Origin of the sequence: Bradyrhizobium sp. U87765 SZCCT0048, from assembly GCF_018131225.1 — a bacterium.
Taxonomy (GTDB): Bacteria; Pseudomonadota; Alphaproteobacteria; order Rhizobiales; family Xanthobacteraceae; genus Bradyrhizobium_A.
In genome coordinates, this window is the sequence record NZ_JAFCMM010000002.1 from 887,136 (window position 1) to 901,579 (window position 14,444).

General features: G+C 66.6%; 17 protein-coding genes. 4 read left to right on the top strand and 13 right to left on the bottom strand.

Features of this window, described 5'->3' with window-relative positions:
* Position 1 precedes the first annotated feature (1 nt).
* The 9 genes from JQ639_RS17215 to phnG are packed head-to-tail and all read right to left on the bottom strand — an operon-like array spanning position 2 to position 7,043.
* On the bottom strand, positions 2-613 hold the full coding sequence (locus JQ639_RS17215) for a pyridoxamine 5'-phosphate oxidase family protein (RefSeq protein ID WP_211967323.1): 612 nt from the start codon (positions 611-613) through the stop codon (positions 2-4).
* 17 nt (positions 614-630) lie between these two features.
* The gene (gene phnN / locus JQ639_RS17220; protein WP_211967925.1) at positions 631-1,224 is read right to left on the bottom strand and encodes a phosphonate metabolism protein/1,5-bisphosphokinase (PRPP-forming) PhnN; all 594 of its coding nucleotides are present in this window, start codon (positions 1,222-1,224) and stop codon (positions 631-633) included.
* A 14-nt stretch (positions 1,225-1,238) separates the two neighbouring features.
* Complete coding sequence (locus JQ639_RS17225; protein ID WP_211967324.1) at positions 1,239-2,393, bottom strand: alpha-D-ribose 1-methylphosphonate 5-triphosphate diphosphatase; 1,155 nt, start codon at positions 2,391-2,393, stop codon at positions 1,239-1,241.
* A 41-nt stretch (positions 2,394-2,434) separates the two neighbouring features.
* Positions 2,435-3,163, bottom strand: coding sequence for a phosphonate C-P lyase system protein PhnL (gene phnL, locus JQ639_RS17230; RefSeq protein WP_211967325.1), 729 nt, complete (start codon positions 3,161-3,163; stop codon positions 2,435-2,437).
* An 8-nt stretch (positions 3,164-3,171) separates the two neighbouring features.
* Positions 3,172-3,981, bottom strand: a complete 810-nt coding sequence (gene phnK / locus JQ639_RS17235) for a phosphonate C-P lyase system protein PhnK (RefSeq protein ID WP_371745104.1) — start codon at positions 3,979-3,981, stop codon at positions 3,172-3,174.
* Positions 3,974-4,858 carry an alpha-D-ribose 1-methylphosphonate 5-phosphate C-P-lyase PhnJ gene (locus JQ639_RS17240; protein WP_211967326.1) on the bottom strand — a complete coding sequence of 295 codons (885 nt, stop codon included), beginning with the start codon at positions 4,856-4,858 and terminating at the stop codon, positions 3,974-3,976. Before JQ639_RS17240 ends, phnK begins: the two co-directional genes overlap by 8 nt.
* Positions 4,855-5,961, bottom strand: coding sequence for a carbon-phosphorus lyase complex subunit (locus JQ639_RS17245; protein WP_211967327.1), 1,107 nt, complete (start codon positions 5,959-5,961; stop codon positions 4,855-4,857). The genes JQ639_RS17240 and JQ639_RS17245 overlap by 4 nt, the downstream gene beginning before the upstream one ends.
* Before the next feature lie 2 nt (positions 5,962-5,963).
* Positions 5,964-6,569, bottom strand: coding sequence for a phosphonate C-P lyase system protein PhnH (gene phnH / locus JQ639_RS17250; protein ID WP_211967328.1), 606 nt, complete (start codon positions 6,567-6,569; stop codon positions 5,964-5,966).
* A 3-nt stretch (positions 6,570-6,572) separates the two neighbouring features.
* On the bottom strand, positions 6,573-7,043 hold the full coding sequence (phnG, locus tag JQ639_RS17255; protein ID WP_249123278.1) for a phosphonate C-P lyase system protein PhnG: 471 nt from the start codon (positions 7,041-7,043) through the stop codon (positions 6,573-6,575).
* A 185-nt stretch (positions 7,044-7,228) separates the two neighbouring features.
* On the opposite strand from phnG, the gene phnF reads away from it, so the two are divergent.
* Positions 7,229-7,960 carry a phosphonate metabolism transcriptional regulator PhnF gene (gene phnF / locus JQ639_RS17260; protein ID WP_211967329.1) on the top strand — a complete coding sequence of 244 codons (732 nt, stop codon included), beginning with the start codon at positions 7,229-7,231 and terminating at the stop codon, positions 7,958-7,960.
* 3 nt (positions 7,961-7,963) lie between these two features.
* On the opposite strand, the gene phnE (JQ639_RS17265) is transcribed toward phnF, so the two are convergent.
* From phnE (JQ639_RS17265) to phnC, 4 genes are all read right to left on the bottom strand, one after another.
* The gene (gene phnE / locus JQ639_RS17265; protein ID WP_211967330.1) at positions 7,964-8,815 is read right to left on the bottom strand and encodes a phosphonate ABC transporter, permease protein PhnE; all 852 of its coding nucleotides are present in this window, start codon (positions 8,813-8,815) and stop codon (positions 7,964-7,966) included.
* The gene (gene phnE, locus JQ639_RS17270; RefSeq protein WP_211967331.1) at positions 8,812-9,696 is read right to left on the bottom strand and encodes a phosphonate ABC transporter, permease protein PhnE; all 885 of its coding nucleotides are present in this window, start codon (positions 9,694-9,696) and stop codon (positions 8,812-8,814) included. The genes phnE (JQ639_RS17265) and phnE (JQ639_RS17270) overlap by 4 nt, the downstream gene beginning before the upstream one ends.
* A gap of 126 nt (positions 9,697-9,822) precedes the next feature.
* Positions 9,823-10,758, bottom strand: a complete 936-nt coding sequence (gene phnD, locus JQ639_RS17275) for a phosphonate ABC transporter substrate-binding protein (protein WP_211967332.1) — start codon at positions 10,756-10,758, stop codon at positions 9,823-9,825.
* Between the two features lie 70 nt (positions 10,759-10,828).
* A complete protein-coding gene (gene phnC / locus JQ639_RS17280) occupies positions 10,829-11,647 on the bottom strand; it encodes a phosphonate ABC transporter ATP-binding protein (protein ID WP_211967333.1) in 819 nt (272 codons plus the stop codon).
* 200 nt (positions 11,648-11,847) lie between these two features.
* On the opposite strand from phnC, the gene JQ639_RS17285 reads away from it, so the two are divergent.
* From JQ639_RS17285 to JQ639_RS17295, 3 genes are read left to right on the top strand one after another with little or no spacing between them, the layout of a single operon-like run.
* Complete coding sequence (locus JQ639_RS17285) at positions 11,848-12,510, top strand: LbetaH domain-containing protein (protein WP_211967334.1); 663 nt, start codon at positions 11,848-11,850, stop codon at positions 12,508-12,510.
* A gap of 2 nt (positions 12,511-12,512) precedes the next feature.
* Positions 12,513-13,703 (top strand): alpha-D-ribose 1-methylphosphonate 5-triphosphate diphosphatase, encoded by a 1,191-nt coding sequence (locus JQ639_RS17290; RefSeq protein WP_211967335.1) that lies wholly within the window; start codon positions 12,513-12,515, stop codon positions 13,701-13,703.
* A 30-nt stretch (positions 13,704-13,733) separates the two neighbouring features.
* Complete coding sequence (locus JQ639_RS17295) at positions 13,734-14,441, top strand: DUF1045 domain-containing protein (RefSeq protein ID WP_211967336.1); 708 nt, start codon at positions 13,734-13,736, stop codon at positions 14,439-14,441.
* Positions 14,442-14,444 lie beyond the last annotated feature (3 nt).

The window sequence follows — 14,444 nt, forward strand, 5'->3', positions numbered from 1 at the left end:
CCTACCACAGCGACTGGCGCGCCCGCTCCGGCCAGATGCGGTCATACTCCGCGCCGCCGACGCGGTTCTCGCTCATCTCGGCGAGGATCTGTCCCGGCGTCGGCAGTGTCGATGGATCGACGCGCTTGTCGGGATTCCACAGATCGGAGCGTACGATCGCCCGCGCGCACTGGAAATAAATCTCGTCGATGTGGAACACGATCACCGAGCGCGGCGCCTTGCCTTCCATCCGGAACGTCTCGAGCAGCGCCGGATCGGCGGTGAGCTGCGCACGGCCATTGGCGCGCAACGTGGTGCCGGCGCCCGGGATCATGAACAACAGCGCGACGCGCGGGTCGCGCACGATGTTGCGCAGGGAATCGATCCGGTTGTTGCCGCGGCGATCGGGCATCATCAGCGTGCGCGCGTCGTGGATGCGCACGAAGCCGGCATGGTCGCCACGCGGCGAGCAGTCGAGCCCTTCGGGCCCGCTGGTCGCCAGCGCCACGAACGGCGAGCGCTCGATCAGGATGCGGTACAACGGGGTGACATGATCAGCCACCTTGGCCGTCGAGGTCTCCCCGGTCTCGCCGTAGATGGCCTCGAGCTGTTCAATGGTGGCGATGATTGACACGTTGCTGTCCTCCGGTTTCAAGTCTCGCGGCGTGTGGCGACGACCGCTTCTCCGCGGATCGCCGCCAGCAGCTCACGGGCGTGGTCGTCGAGCGCGCCGACATTGTTGATGATCACATCGGGAGCAAACGCCGCCGTGTCGACGGCACGGTTGAGGCGATCGTCCAGGCGGCCGTCGCTGTCGCGGTTGCGCGACGCGAGGCGCTGCAGCAGCACCTCCGGCGGCGCCGTGATCAGCACGGCCGTCACCCCAGTGTAGGTCTGCCGTGCGTGCGCCACGACGGTACGGGACACATTGACCACGACCGTCCGCCCGGCTGCGAGATCACCCTCCATCGCCCGCCGCACGCCGTAGCTCAGGCCATGGGCCTGCCAGTGCAGGGCAAATGCGCCGTCCACAACAGCGCGCGCGAAGTCGTCGGCCGTCAGCGTTTCGTTGGGTTCGTGGGCAGAGCTCTGCCGCGTCACCACCCGCCTCGGAAACACCACGGACGGATCGTCTGCGCACGCCGCCTCGGCGCGACCGAGCAGCGCATCCTTGCCGGCGCCGCTCGGGCCCACCACCAGCACAAGCCGGCCGCTCCGGTCATCCCGCGCACGCTCCCCGCCCATGGTCGATGCCAATGTCACGCGACACGCTGCCCCGCCCGCCACACGCTGCGGACCACCGGCACCTGGCCGGCGACATGGACGCGAATGACGTCGGCGCGCTTGCCGACGGCGATCTCGCCGCGGTCTCCGAGGCCGACGGCCTCCGCCGGACGCTTGGTGACGGTCCGCACCGCGGTGGCGAGGTCGATCGTCGGCACCCGTTCCGGCAGCTGCAGCGCCGCCATCAGCAGGCTGGAGGGAATGTAGTCGGACGACAGGATGTCGAGCAGGCCCTCGCGTGCGAGATCGACCGCAGCGATATTGCCGGAGTGCGAGCCGCCGCGCACCACATTGGGGGCGCCCATCAGGATGCCGATGCCGGCCTGATGCAGCCCGCGCGCCGCTTCCATGGTGGTCGGGAACTCGGCGACCACGACACGGTCGCGAATGGCATCGCGCACATTCTCGTCCGTAGTGTCGTCATGGCTCGCCAGCGGCACGTTGTGCGCGTGGGCGAGCGCGACGACGCCGCGCATGTTGGTCTCGGCATACTCGCGCTGGTGCGCGACGCGGCGGGCGAACATGACGTCGAGCTCGGCGTCGGTGAGGCCGCCGCTCTTGCCGCGATAATAATCGCGCAGCTTGACTTCGTCGCGGAACTGGCGCTGGCCCGGGGTATGGTCCATCAGCGACATCAACCGCACGTCGGGACGGTCCACCAGCCCGCGTGCCTCTTCGATGACGTTCGGCATCGGGATTTCGCAGCGCAGATGCAGGAAATGATCGGCGCGCAGCAGGCCGCCGTCACGCGCCGCTGCGATGGCAGCGGCAAGGATTTCGGCCTGGCCGTCGGCATCCGGCGCGCCCTCCTCGCGCCACACCCGCAGCGAGTCGAGCACCGTGGTGATGCCGCTGGTGGCGAGCTGGCCATCGTAGGAAATCACCGCCGCCACTGGATCCCAGTGCACCTTGGGGCGCGGCATGTAGTGCACCTCGAGGTGATCGGTGTGCAGCTCGATCAGGCCCGGCATCACCAGGTCACCGCCGGCGTCCTGCGCGCCCGCGGGCGCGGCGCCGTCGCCGATCTCCGCGACCTTGCCGCCGGACATCGCGATCCAGCCGCGTTCGATCACCCGGTCGGCAAGGACGATCCGGGCATTGCCGAGAACTGCCTCATTGGTATCGCTCATTGCTGGGTCACTGCCTTTCCTGCATCGTTGATTATCGCCGATCACGCCGCCGCCGCAAACGATGTCACGTCGACCAGGCGGTCGGCGATCAGTTCGCGCATCTCGTCATCGTGGACGATCGCCACGATGGCAACACCCTTCTGCTTCTTGGCCGCGATCAGGTCCACCACCACGGCCCGGTTGACGGCGTCGAGCGACGCCGTCGGCTCGTCGAGCAGCAGGACCGGCAGATCGGAGATGAAGCCACGGGCGATGTTGACCCGCTGCTGCTCGCCGCCGGAGAACGTCGCGGGCGGCAACGCCCACAGCCGCTCCGGGATATTGAGGCGACGCAGCAGCACAGCTGCCTGGCCCTGGGCGTCGGCACGGCTGACGCCGCCGGCGAGCAGCGGCTCCGCCACGACGTCGAGCGTCGCCACCCGCGGCACCGCCCGCAGGAACTGGCTGACATAGCCGATGGTCCGCCGCCGCACGTCGAGCACCTGGCGCGGCTCGGCGGTCGCCAGATTGACCTGCCGGCCGAGATGGTGGATGCCGATCACGCCGCGGTCGCAGCGATAGTTGCCGAAGATCATCTTCAGGATCGACGACTTGCCGGCGCCCGACGGCCCCGACAGCACCACACATTCACCGGCATCGACATGAAACGAGACGTTGCGCACCACCGGCAGCGTCACGCCGCCCTGCAGGTGCATGACGAAGCTCTTCTCTGCGCCGCGGACATCGATCAGCGGCACGGGGCCGGCGGCGGAAATATCGCTGGAAATCATTGCGGACCTCATGGCGGCAGGATCGAGGAGACGAGCAACTGGGTGTAGGGCTCGCGGGGATCGTCGAGCACCTGGTCGGTCAGGCCAGTCTCGATCACCTGGCCACCCTTCATCACCATGACGCGGTGCGACAGCAGCCGCGCCACGGCGAGATCGTGGGTCACCACGATGGCCGCGAGTCCGAGCTCGGCGACGAGGCTGCGCATCAGGTCGAGCAGGCGCGCCTGCACTGACACATCGAGACCGCCGGTCGGCTCGTCCATGAACACCAGCCGCGGTTCGGTGACGAGATTGCGGGCGATCTGCAGCCGCTGGCGCATGCCGCCCGAATAGGTCCGGGGCGTGTCGTCAATGCGATCCGCGGCGATCTCGACCCGGCCGAGCCAGGTCGACGCGGTGTCACGGATGCGGCCATAGTGGTTCCAGCCGACCGCCATCAGCCGCTCGCCGACGTTGGCGCCGGCGGAGACGCCCATGCGCAACCCCTGCGCCGGATCCTGGTGCACGAAGCCCCAGTCGGTGCGGAACAGGAAGCGCCGCTCGGCCTCGCCGAGATCGGTAAGGTCACGCGTCACACCGTCGCGCATGCGGTAGCGGACGCGGCCGCTCGTCGGCGCCAGCTGCCCCGACAGCATCTGCAGCAGCGTCGATTTTCCCGAACCGGACTCGCCGACGATCGCCAGTACCTCGCCCGGATAGAGCGAGAACGAGATATCGCGACAGGCCTGCACGCGGCCATAGGACTTGTTCAGGCCGTCTGCCAGCAGCAGCGGCTGGTCGCTGGTCTCGACGACCGCCATGGGAATGCCGTCAGTCATGGCGCGGCTCCGCATGCGGCGGGGCGCTCATCTCGCCATGATGGCCGGCGTCGCGGCGGGTTTCGCAATAGTCGGTGTCCGAGCATACGAACATCCGGCCTCCCTTGTCGTCGGTGACGATTTCATCGAGATAGGAATCGCTCGCTCCGCACAGCGCGCAGGGCGCGTCGAAGCGATAGCGCGTGAACGGATGGTCTTCGAAATCGAGCGACACTACTTCGGTGTAGGGCGGCACGGCATAGATCCGCTTCTCGCGGCCGGCACCGAACAGCTGCAGCGCGGCGCAGTTGTCCATCTTCGGATTGTCGAATTTCGGCGTCGGCGATGGATCCATCACATAGCGCGCGCCGACCTTGACCGGATAGGCGTAGGCGGTGGCGATATGGCCGAAGCGGGCGATATCCTCGTAAAGCTTGACATGCATCAGGCCGTATTCGGCGAGCGCATGCATGCGGCGCGTCTCGGTTTCGCGCGGCTCCAGGAAACGCAGCGGCTCGGGGATCGGCACCTGGTAGACCAGCACCTGGCCGGCGTGCAGCGTCTCCTCGGGGATACGATGGCGCGTCTGGATCACGGTCGCATCCGCGGTGCGGGTCGTGGTCTCGACGCCGGCGGTCTTGGCGAAGAACTTGCGGATCGAGATCGCGTTGGTGGTGTCGTCCGATCCCTGATCGATCACCTTGAGCACGTCGTCGGGACCGAGGATGGCGGCCGTCACCTGCACGCCGCCGGTGCCCCAGCCATAGGGCATCGGCATTTCGCGGCTGGCGAACGGCACCTGGTAGCCGGGGATCGCGATCGCTTTGAGGATCGCGCGGCGGATCATCCGCTTGGTCTGCTCGTCGAGATAGGCGAAGTTGTAAGCGGGCGCGTTCATTCCGCGGCCTCCTTGACCACGTCGGCCGTTGCATTGGCCTCGGCGAATTCCTGACGCAGCTTGCGCAGCAGGCCGAGCTCCGACTGGAAATCGACATAGTGCGGCAGCTTGAGGTGCTCGACGAAGCCGGTCGACTGGACGTTGTCCGAGTGCGACATCACGAACTCCTCGTCCTGGGCCGGCGCGACCACGTCCTCGCCGAGTTCGCCCGCCCGCAGAGCGCGATCGACCAAGGCCATCGACATCGCCTTGCGCTCGGACTGGCCGAAGGCGAGACCGTAGCCGCGGGTGAAACACGGCGCTTCGGTCGCGGAGCCCTTGAACTGGTTGACCATCTGGCACTCGGTCAGCGCGACGGCGCCGAGCGGCACCACGAAGCCGGCATCCTCGGCAAAGAACTCGACCTCGACCTCGCCGAAGCGAATCTCGCCGGCGAACGGATGGTTGCGGCCGTAGCCGCGCTGGGTGGAATAGCCCAGTGCAAGCAGGAAGCCCTCATCGCCCCGCGCCAGATTCTGCAGCCGCAGATCGCGGCCGGCGGGAAAATTCAATGGCTCGCGGGTGAGATCGCCGACCGCGGCGCCCTCTTCCGCCGCTGGCGAAGCCTCGATCAGGCCATCGCGGCCGAGAATATCGGTCACGCGCGGCATCGGCGCGGTCGGTGCTTCCGCAACCGCGGGCTGTTCCGGCTCGTTGCCGGCAGCGAGCAACGGGTCCAGCAGGCGATGAGTATAGTCGAACGTCGGCCCGAGCACCTGTCCACCCGGAATGTCCTTGAACGTCGACGAGACGCGGCGCCGCACCTGCATCTTGCCGGTATCGACCGCCTCGGTCGCGCCGAAGCGCGGCAACGTCGCGCGAAACGCGCGCAGCAGGAAGATCGCCTCGATCATGTCGCCACGCGCCTGCTTGATAGCCAGCGCCGCGAGTTCGCGATCGTACAGCGAGCCTTCGGTCATCACACGATCCACCCCGAGGCTGAGCTGCTCGGAGATCTGCGACAGCGTCACTTCGGGCACATCGCGATCGCCGCGCCGCTCATGCGCCAGCAGCCGATGGGCGTTCTCGATGGCGCGCTCGCCTCCCTTGACGGCGACGTACATGCTCAGCTCTCCTTCGCAACGACCCGCGTGGTGCGGGGCAATGCCACGATGGCGTCATCCGCCGCGAGCACCAGATCCACCCCGCGGGGAAACAGCGTGTGATTGGCCGCGAGCGCGGCGACGAGATCCGCACCGAGCGGCGCCTGCAGCGTCGTCGCGCCGTCGATGCCGGGCCCACGCAGCTCGAACATCGGACCGCGGCCGAGATGGCTGACCTGCACGATCAGCGTCGTCGATCGGTCGGGATATTCGCCACTGCCGAGGGCAAAGCGGTCGAGCGGCAGCGCCGCGGCGATATCGCTGACCAGCGCGAAATGGGCGATCGAAGGATCGCTGACGAGCGGCGCGCTGGTGTGGAACTTGAGCCACCTGGCGACGTCGGACGACGCCTCCATGGCCGGGTCCAGCCAGATCGGCGTGTCGTGATCGAACAGGGTGAGCGCGATTGCTGCGGTCGCCTGCATCAGCGGCGCCGGAGCGCCGGCGACCGTCGACACGCAATGCCGGGTGCCGGGACGCGCCATGGCCTCCATCACTGAGCGAAAGATCGATTGCGCCGACAGCACCTGCTGGGCGAACTTTGTCGGCAGTTCCGCGACCGTCGTCATCGGTCAGCCCTCCCCACGCACCATGGTGTAGAAATCGACCCGCGTCGCCGCGGTCTCTGCCGCCCGATCGCGCCGGGCCTCCAGCATCTGCGCCCGCAGCGGCGCAATGATGTCGCGCTCCACGGCCTCGCCATGCGCGCCGGACTGCACCAGCGCGTCGCACAGCGCGATCAGCTCCGCCTTGCGGCGGTCGCGTCCAAGCACATAACCGAATCCGACTTCGCCGGTCGGCAGGCGCACAGCCGCACGCGACACCGTCGCCTCGCCGAGATTGAACGGTGCGCCATCGCCGCCGACACGGCCGCGCATCATCACGAGGCCGTTTTCGGCCTCACGCAGGTTTTCATAGGCTGGCAGCGCAAGTGGCGCGAGCTTCTGCGCGATCGCGTCGACATCGCTGTGCGCGAGCACCGCCATGGCCGACTGACGGCGCTTCTGCAACTGGAGGTCGTCGTGGGGCTGACTGCTTGACATGGCCCGATCCAAGTTGTCTACTTTTCTAGACAACTTGATAGCCCCCGTCCATGACTGTTTCGTGACGCGGGGATGATTTCTCGGCTATGGTTTTGCGGCGTTGCTTGCGGCGCGCCGGTTCTCGGGTAAGAGTGACCGCAGATGACGACAGCTGTTTTGCTTGCGGTGCGGAGCCGCCGCGCGCCATGACCATGACCGACACCACCGCGTCCGGCGTCGCCCTCTGGCGGCGGGTCGCCGACGCCATCGAACGGGGCATCGCCGACGGAACCTATCCGGCAGGCGAGCGGCTGCCCGGCGAAATGGAGATTGCGGAAGCCTATCGCGTCAACCGCCATACGGTGCGGCGTGCGCTCGCCGCGCTCGCCGAACGCGGTTTCGTGCGCGCCGAGCGCGGCAGCGGCACCTATGTCGAGGCGCCACGCCTCGCCTACCCGCTGCGGTCCCGCACGCGCTTTTCGGAGATTGTCGGCGCCGGCGGTCGCGAACCGCGCGGACAATTGATCAGCGCAACCATCGAGCCGGCAACACGCGAGTTCGCCAAACTGCTCGGGCTCAAGGCGGGCGCTCCTCTGGCACGCATCGAGGGCCTCCGCTTCGCGGATCAAACGCCGATCTGCATCGGAACGACCTGGCTGTCGGCGGACCGGTTCCCCGACGCAGGCGCGTTATACGAGCGGATGCGCTCGATGACCAAGGTTCTCGCCCATTTCGGCATTCGCGATTATCGTCGCGCGTCCACCCGCGTGACTGCCGCCATCGTCGATGCGGCTGATGCCGCCCGCCTCGATCTCGACCTTGGCCGGCCGATCCTGATCGTCGACAGCACCGACCTCGACGGCGAAGGCAAGCCCCTGCTCACCTCGCATTCGCGCTTCGTCGCCGAACGCGTCGAGTTCCTGGTGGAGAATACCTGAGCTTCAAACGGCCGGGCGGCGGCCGATGATCGCGAACCGCAAGCGTCCCGACACGAAGTCGATGAGCGCCACGGCGATCAGCACCATCAGGATGAGGAACGACACCTTCTGCCATTCCAGCACGCGGATCTGCTCGGCCAGTTGTAGGCCGATCCCCCCGGCGCCGACGATCCCGATGATGGTCGCATCACGGGTGTTGGACTCGATGAAATAGAGCACCTGGCTCGCGATTACCGGCAGCACCTGCGGCATCAAGCCGAAGCGGATTTCGTGCAGCTTGCTGCCGCCGGACGCGCGGATGCCCTCGACCTGCTTGCGGTCGGCCGCCTCGATCGCCTCGGAAAACAGCTTGCCGAGAATGCCGAAGTTGGACACCGCGATCGCCAGCACGCCGGCGAACGGGCCGAGGCCCACGACGTTGATCCACACCAGCGCCCAGATCAGGGTGTCGACGCCGCGGATCGAATCGAGAAAGCGACGGACCGGGAAACGAAAGAGCGCCGAAGGAATAACATTGCGCGCAGCCAGCAGGCTGACCGGAAACGCGACGATGGCGGCCACCACCGTGCCCAGCACCGCGATCGACAGCGTCTCGCCGAGCGCGACCAGATAGGTCGGCAGCGACGAGCCGGGATCCGGCGGGACCATCATCATCACGATCCAGCCGAGCTGATGCAGCCCGCCGAGCATCCGTGCCGGCGAGAAGTCCAGCACCGCAAGGCCATAGATGAACAGCGCGACCATCGCGGCAGCCAGCGCCGGCACCAGCAATCGCGCGGTCAGCGAGCGCTGGAACAGCTCGGGATAACGTGCCCGCGGATCCCCCTTGGGATCGACAACCAGCGTCTTGGTCATGCGCGCCGCTCCCGGCCGAGAAAATGGCTGCGGATCCAGCCCGTGCCGATATCGATGACGAAGACCGTCAGGATGATCAGAAGCAGGATGGCGCTCACATCGGAGTAATAGAACTTGCGAATGGCAACCACGAGCTCCTGCCCGATGCCGCCGGCGCCGACGAAGCCCATCACCGAGGCGCCGCGGACGTTGATCTCGAACCGCAGCAGCGTGTAGCTGGCAAAGCCGGCGAGCACCTGCGGCACCACGGCGAAGCGCATGCAGGCGACCCAGTTGGCCCCGGTGGACCGCACGCCCTCGACCGGCTTCATGTCGACGTTCTCGACGATCTCGGAGAACAGTTTGCCGAGCGAGCCAGCCGTGTGGATGGCGATGGCGAGCACGCCGGCCATCGGCCCCAAGCCGAACGCGATGACGAAGATCAGCGCGAACACGATGTCCGGAACCGTGCGGCAGAATTCCAGCGCACGCCGGGTGACGAAACGGACCCAAGGCGCCGGCGCCGTATTGGCCGCGGACAGAAAATTGAGCAGGAAGGCGACGAACGCACCGGCCACGGTACCGACGTAACTGATCAACAGTGTTTCGCCGAGCAGCGACAGCCACTTGCGCCAGCCCCACAGCCATTCGGCCGGATCGGTCCACACCCGTGCGCCGCTGTCGAGCGTGAAGATGCGATCGAAATAGCTGAAGAAGTTGCCAAAATAAGTGAACAGCGTGCGCAGGTTGACCTCTGCGCCGATGGCAGAGACGAACAGCACCACCACCATGGCTGCGGCGGCAATGGCGTAGCGCAGACGCTTGCGGACCACGGCCTGGCGATAGGCCGCGTTCAGCGCACTCAGTTGCTGATCGGGAAGCAGCGAGATGGTGACGGGCATGTCAGTGGCCGCGCGACAGTGAGATCGCCACCGAAGTGGCGGCGGTCGTCAGCGGGACAGTCCCGACTGCCGGCCATAAAAAGAGCCGGGTCACGAAGACCCGGCTCCCGATGGTATGACGGACGATCAAGACGCCTTCTTCTTGCGCAGGTTGTCGACGAACTTGATCAGCTCGATGGTGGCGTCCCAGTCCTTGGTGGTGGCCGGGTGGAAGCCCTTCTTCTGGCCGTCCGACAGACGCTCGAACGCCGCCTTGTCTTTGGTCGGCGCGTCCTGGAACGCCTTGGCGATCGCAGTTTTGAGGTCATCAGGCAGATCGGAGTTGTAGGCGTAGGGGCCGTTGATGATCGGCGCCGACTTGTGAATGATGCGGAAATCGTCCTTCTTCAACGGCGTGCCGTCGGCATTCTTCAGCATGCCCTTGGTCAGCATCTGTGCCAGGGTCGAGTCGTCATCGCTGGTCCACTGGTTGGCCGCGACGTCGACCGTGCCCTGCGACAGCGCCAGCAGCGCGTTCTCGTGGCTGCCGGTGAACACCACCTTGCTGAAATAGGTATCGGCATCGGTGATGCCCATCTTGTCGAGCTCGAAGCGCGGCACGTTGTTGCCGGAGGTCGAGTTCGGATCGACGAGGCCGAGATTCTTGCCCTTGAGGTCCTGCACCGACTTGTAAGGGCTCGTCGCCTTGACGAAGAACACCGAGTAATAACCGGTGCTGCCATCGGCATTGATGTCGTTGGCGAAGGCGTCAATCTTGACGCCGGTCAGGCGGGCGCGCGCGAACGAGGCCGAGCCATAGCTCGCGATCTGGATGTTGCCGGAACGCTGGCCTTCGATGACCGCGGCATAGTCGTTGGCGATGCGCAGCGTGACCTTGGTGCCGAGCTCCTTCGACAGATAGTTCACGAACGGCGTCCAGCGCTCGGTGACGCCCGAAGCGTTCTCCGCCGGGATCACGGCAAAGACGAGTTCCGGATACTTGGCTTTCCAGTCCTGCGCCGAGGCAGCAGACGACATCGCCAGCGCGGCGGCGCCGGCGAGAATGAGACGGCGGGTGATCATGACTTCTCCTGATCTTTCGAGGAAACGCAGACCGATCCGCTCACAGGCGCCCGGCTTGCACGCGCAGTTTTCAGGCTGCGGCCGTTCCGAACTGTGGAACGGGAACTGTTGCGCCCGCGGGCACGGCGGCGGGACTCGCATCCATCACCTCGTCGGCTTCGAGATCGTAGAGCTCCCGGGCAATCTGGTCGGTCAGCGCTGCCGGCGCGTCGTCGAACACGACCCGACCGGCGGCCATGCCGATGAGCCGGTCGCAATAAGTCCGCGCGAGGTCGAGCGAGTGCAGGTTGCACATCACCGTGATGCCGAAATGCTTGTTGATGCGCAGCAGCGCGTCCATCACGATCCGGGTGTTGCGCGGATCGAGCGAAGCGATTGGCTCGTCGGCGAGAATGATGTCGGGCTGCTGCACCAGCGCGCGGGCGATAGCCACGCGCTGCTGCTGGCCGCCGGAGAGCTGGTCGGCACGCTGCGCCGCCAGGGTGGCGATATCGAACTGCTCGAGCGCCGACATGGCAATCGCTCTGTCCTCGTCGGGCCAGAGCTGGAACAGCGAGCGCCAGGCCGGCACGTCGGCAAGGCGGCCCATCAGTACGTTGGTCAGCACATCGAGGCGGCCGGCGAGATTGAACTGCTGGAAGATCATTGCCGAACGCGCCCGCCACTTGCGCAGATCGCGGCCTTGCAGCGCGGTGACATCCGTCCCCTCGAACATGATGCGGCCCGAGGTCGGCTCGGCGAGACGATTGATCATGCGCAGCAGCGTCGACTTGCCGGCGCCGGACCGGCCGATCACACCGATGAAACTGCCGGGCGCGATGGAGAACGATGCATTGTCTACGGCGAGCTTGTCGCCGAAGCGGCACGTCAAACCATCCACCACCAACATGAGAGACTCCAGAATTCCTTGCGTCATCGTCACCGCTAGCGCCGGGATTCTACAGTTGTGTGACAATTGCACCGTGTGCGACGCGTTACCGCAAATTGGAACAGGTGGACGATCGTACCGTCGTCATGACACTGTCATCATGACGATGGCACTAGGGTCTTGCTTCCCGAGCAACTCAATCCAGGATTGCAGACTGCGCGATGGCTGCCAAAGCCCTTTCCGTCACTCCACTGATCGATCCGACCGCGCAGCTGCGCGACTGCACGCTCGGCGCTTACTGCGAAGTCGGCGCGCGCACGCAGTTGCTCGACGTGGCGATGGGTGACTACTCCTATGTCGTGAACGACAGTCAGATCACCTACACGACGATCGGCAGGTTCTGCTCGATCGCGGCGATGACGCGGATCAATCCCGGCAACCATCCGATGCATCGCGCGACGCAATCACACTTCACTTATCGCTCCAGCGCCTACTTTCCCGGCGAGAGCGACGATGCCGATTTCTTCGCATGGCGGCGCGACCATCACGTCGGCATCGGCCACGATGTCTGGATCGGCCATGGCGCTGTCATTCTGCCCGGTCGCCAGATCGGCATCGGCGCGGTGATCGCGGCCGGCGCGATCGTCACCAAGGATGTGCCGGCCTACACCATCGTCGCTGGCAACCCGGCGCGCCCGGTGCGCCGCCGCTTCGCCGAAGACATCGCCTCCCGCCTGCTCGCGCTCGAGTGGTGGGAATGGGATCACGAGGAATTGCGCGCCGCGCTGCCCGACTTCCGTCACCTCGCCATTGAAGACTTCCTCGACAAGCACGAAAACCGCCCGCGTGCTGCCTCTGCTTCTCACCTCCAACGAACGGCCTGACCGTGACTGACATGCTGATTCGGGGCGGCCGCGCCCTCGTCCAACAGGACATCCTCGACACCTTCCTGCAGATCACCGATGGCGCGATCGCCTGTGTCGGCACCGGCAGCGCCCATGCGCCGCTCGATCTCGATGCCAGCGGACTGCTGGTGATGCCCGGCATCGTCGACATCCATGGCGACGCTTTCGAGCGCCAGATGATGCCGCGCCCCGGCGTCGATTTCCCGATCGACGTTGCACTGCTCGACAGCGACCGGCAGGCGATCGCGAACGGCCTGACCACCGTCTTCCATGCCACCACCTGGTCGTGGGAGCCGGGCCTGCGCAGCGGCGACAACGCCGAGTATCTGGTCGGCGCCATCGAGGCGCTGCGGCCGCAGCTGTTCGCGGACACCCGCTTCCACCTCCGCCACGAGACCTACAATCTCGCCGCCGAGCCGATCATCCGGGAATGGCTGGAGAAGGGGCGCATCGACCTGCTCGCCTTCAATGACCACATGCACGCGACCGTGGCCAACCTCGATAAACCCCACAAGCGCACCCGCATGGTCGAGCGCACCGGCCTGACCGACACGGCGTTCGACCACCTCGTGTCCGAAGTCATGGCCCGGGCCGGCGACGTGCCCGGCTCGGTCGCGCGCCTCGCCGCCACCGCACGCGCCCGCGGCATCCGCATGCTGTCCCATGACGACGAGAGCCCGGCGCAACGCCAGGCCTACCGCGCCATGGGCGTCACCCTCGCGGAATTCCCGGTCAACGAGATCACGGCGCGCGATGCCGCCGAGGCCGGCGACCACATCGTGTTCGGCGCCCCCAATGTCGTGCGCGGCGGCAGCCATACCGGCTGGACCAAGGCCGCCGACATGATCGCCAAGGGAATGTGCTCGGTGCTGGCGTCGGACTATTATTATCCGGCGCCGATGCTCGCGGCGTTCCGGCTCGTCGCCGACAACATTCTCACACTGCCGGAAGCCTGGGCGCTGATCTCGGCCTCGCCGGCCGCCGCCGCCGGCCTCGCCGATCGCGGCCGTCTCGCCGAAGGCCAGCGTGCCGATATCCTGCTGATCGACGATCGCGAACCGCTGCGGCCGCGGCTGGTCGCCGTGATCGCCGGCGGACGGCTGGTTCAGCTCACCGAGCCGGAGCGACTGTCGCGGACCAGCGTCGCGCACAAGGCGGTTGCGGCCGCCTGACGCCACTCTATTCTGGCGTCAGGATCGACCATGACCTCTTTTCCCCGCTACGCACTCTATTATACGCCGGCACCCGACAGCGCACTTGCGAGCCTCGGTGCCGGCCTGCTCGGCTACGACGCCTTCAGTGGCAGCGACCGGCCGTTTCCGGCCGACGTCTCCGCCGCCCTGCCGGACTGGCACGACCTCACCCGCGACCCGCGCAAGTACGGCTTTCATGCCACGCTGAAGGCGCCGTTCGCGCTGGCGAGCGACGCCACGGAAGCGGCTCTGCTCGCGGCCTGCGAACAGTTCGCCGGGAGCTATGTGACCCCGTCACAGCCTCTACCGCTCATTCGTCCGGTGACCCGGGCGCTCGGCAGCTTCATCGCGATGGTGCCGGACGCCCCCTCGCCTGCGCTGCAGGCGCTGGCGGCACGTTGTGTCGAAACGTTTGATCGTTTCCGCGCTCCGTTGACGGCCACCGATCGCGCACGCCGCAACCCGGACGCACTCAGCGCACAGCAGGTCGCCTACCTCGACCGCTGGGGCTACCCATACGTGTTCGACGAATTCCGCTTTCACATGACACTGACGGGGCGCGTGCCGGCGGAGCGGCGCGACGCCGTGCTGGCGGTGCTGCGCGCGCAGACAGCCACGCAAACTGACGCCGATCTCGCGATCGACCGCCTCGCCGTGTTCCGCCAGGACAGCGCCGCGGAGCGCTTCCGCGTCCTCGCGCACTATCCCCTGACCTGATGC

What these genes read in the sequence shown, in the direction of transcription:
- phnN (WP_211967925.1), bottom strand. Translation starts at nt 1,224, where the DNA reads ATGGGCGGGGAGCGTGCGCGGGATGACCGGAGCGGCCGGCTTGTGCTG.
- JQ639_RS17225 (WP_211967324.1), bottom strand. Translation starts at nt 2,393, where the DNA reads ATGAGCGATACCAATGAGGCAGTTCTCGGCAATGCCCGGATCGTCCTT.
- phnL (WP_211967325.1), bottom strand. Translation starts at nt 3,163, where the DNA reads ATGATTTCCAGCGATATTTCCGCCGCCGGCCCCGTGCCGCTGATCGAT.
- phnK (WP_371745104.1), bottom strand. Translation starts at nt 3,981, where the DNA reads ATGACTGACGGCATTCCCATGGCGGTCGTCGAGACCAGCGACCAGCCG.
- JQ639_RS17240 (WP_211967326.1), bottom strand. Translation starts at nt 4,858, where the DNA reads ATGAACGCGCCCGCTTACAACTTCGCCTATCTCGACGAGCAGACCAAG.
- JQ639_RS17245 (WP_211967327.1), bottom strand. Translation starts at nt 5,961, where the DNA reads ATGTACGTCGCCGTCAAGGGAGGCGAGCGCGCCATCGAGAACGCCCAT.
- phnH (WP_211967328.1), bottom strand. Translation starts at nt 6,569, where the DNA reads ATGACGACGGTCGCGGAACTGCCGACAAAGTTCGCCCAGCAGGTGCTG.
- phnG (WP_249123278.1), bottom strand. Translation starts at nt 7,043, where the DNA reads ATGTCAAGCAGTCAGCCCCACGACGACCTCCAGTTGCAGAAGCGCCGT.
- phnF (WP_211967329.1), top strand. Translation starts at nt 7,229, where the DNA reads ATGACCATGACCGACACCACCGCGTCCGGCGTCGCCCTCTGGCGGCGG.
- phnE (WP_211967330.1), bottom strand. Translation starts at nt 8,815, where the DNA reads ATGACCAAGACGCTGGTTGTCGATCCCAAGGGGGATCCGCGGGCACGT.
- phnE (WP_211967331.1), bottom strand. Translation starts at nt 9,696, where the DNA reads ATGCCCGTCACCATCTCGCTGCTTCCCGATCAGCAACTGAGTGCGCTG.
- phnD (WP_211967332.1), bottom strand. Translation starts at nt 10,758, where the DNA reads ATGATCACCCGCCGTCTCATTCTCGCCGGCGCCGCCGCGCTGGCGATG.
- phnC (WP_211967333.1), bottom strand. Translation starts at nt 11,647, where the DNA reads ATGTTGGTGGTGGATGGTTTGACGTGCCGCTTCGGCGACAAGCTCGCC.
- JQ639_RS17285 (WP_211967334.1), top strand. Translation starts at nt 11,848, where the DNA reads ATGGCTGCCAAAGCCCTTTCCGTCACTCCACTGATCGATCCGACCGCG.
- JQ639_RS17295 (WP_211967336.1), top strand. Translation starts at nt 13,734, where the DNA reads ATGACCTCTTTTCCCCGCTACGCACTCTATTATACGCCGGCACCCGAC.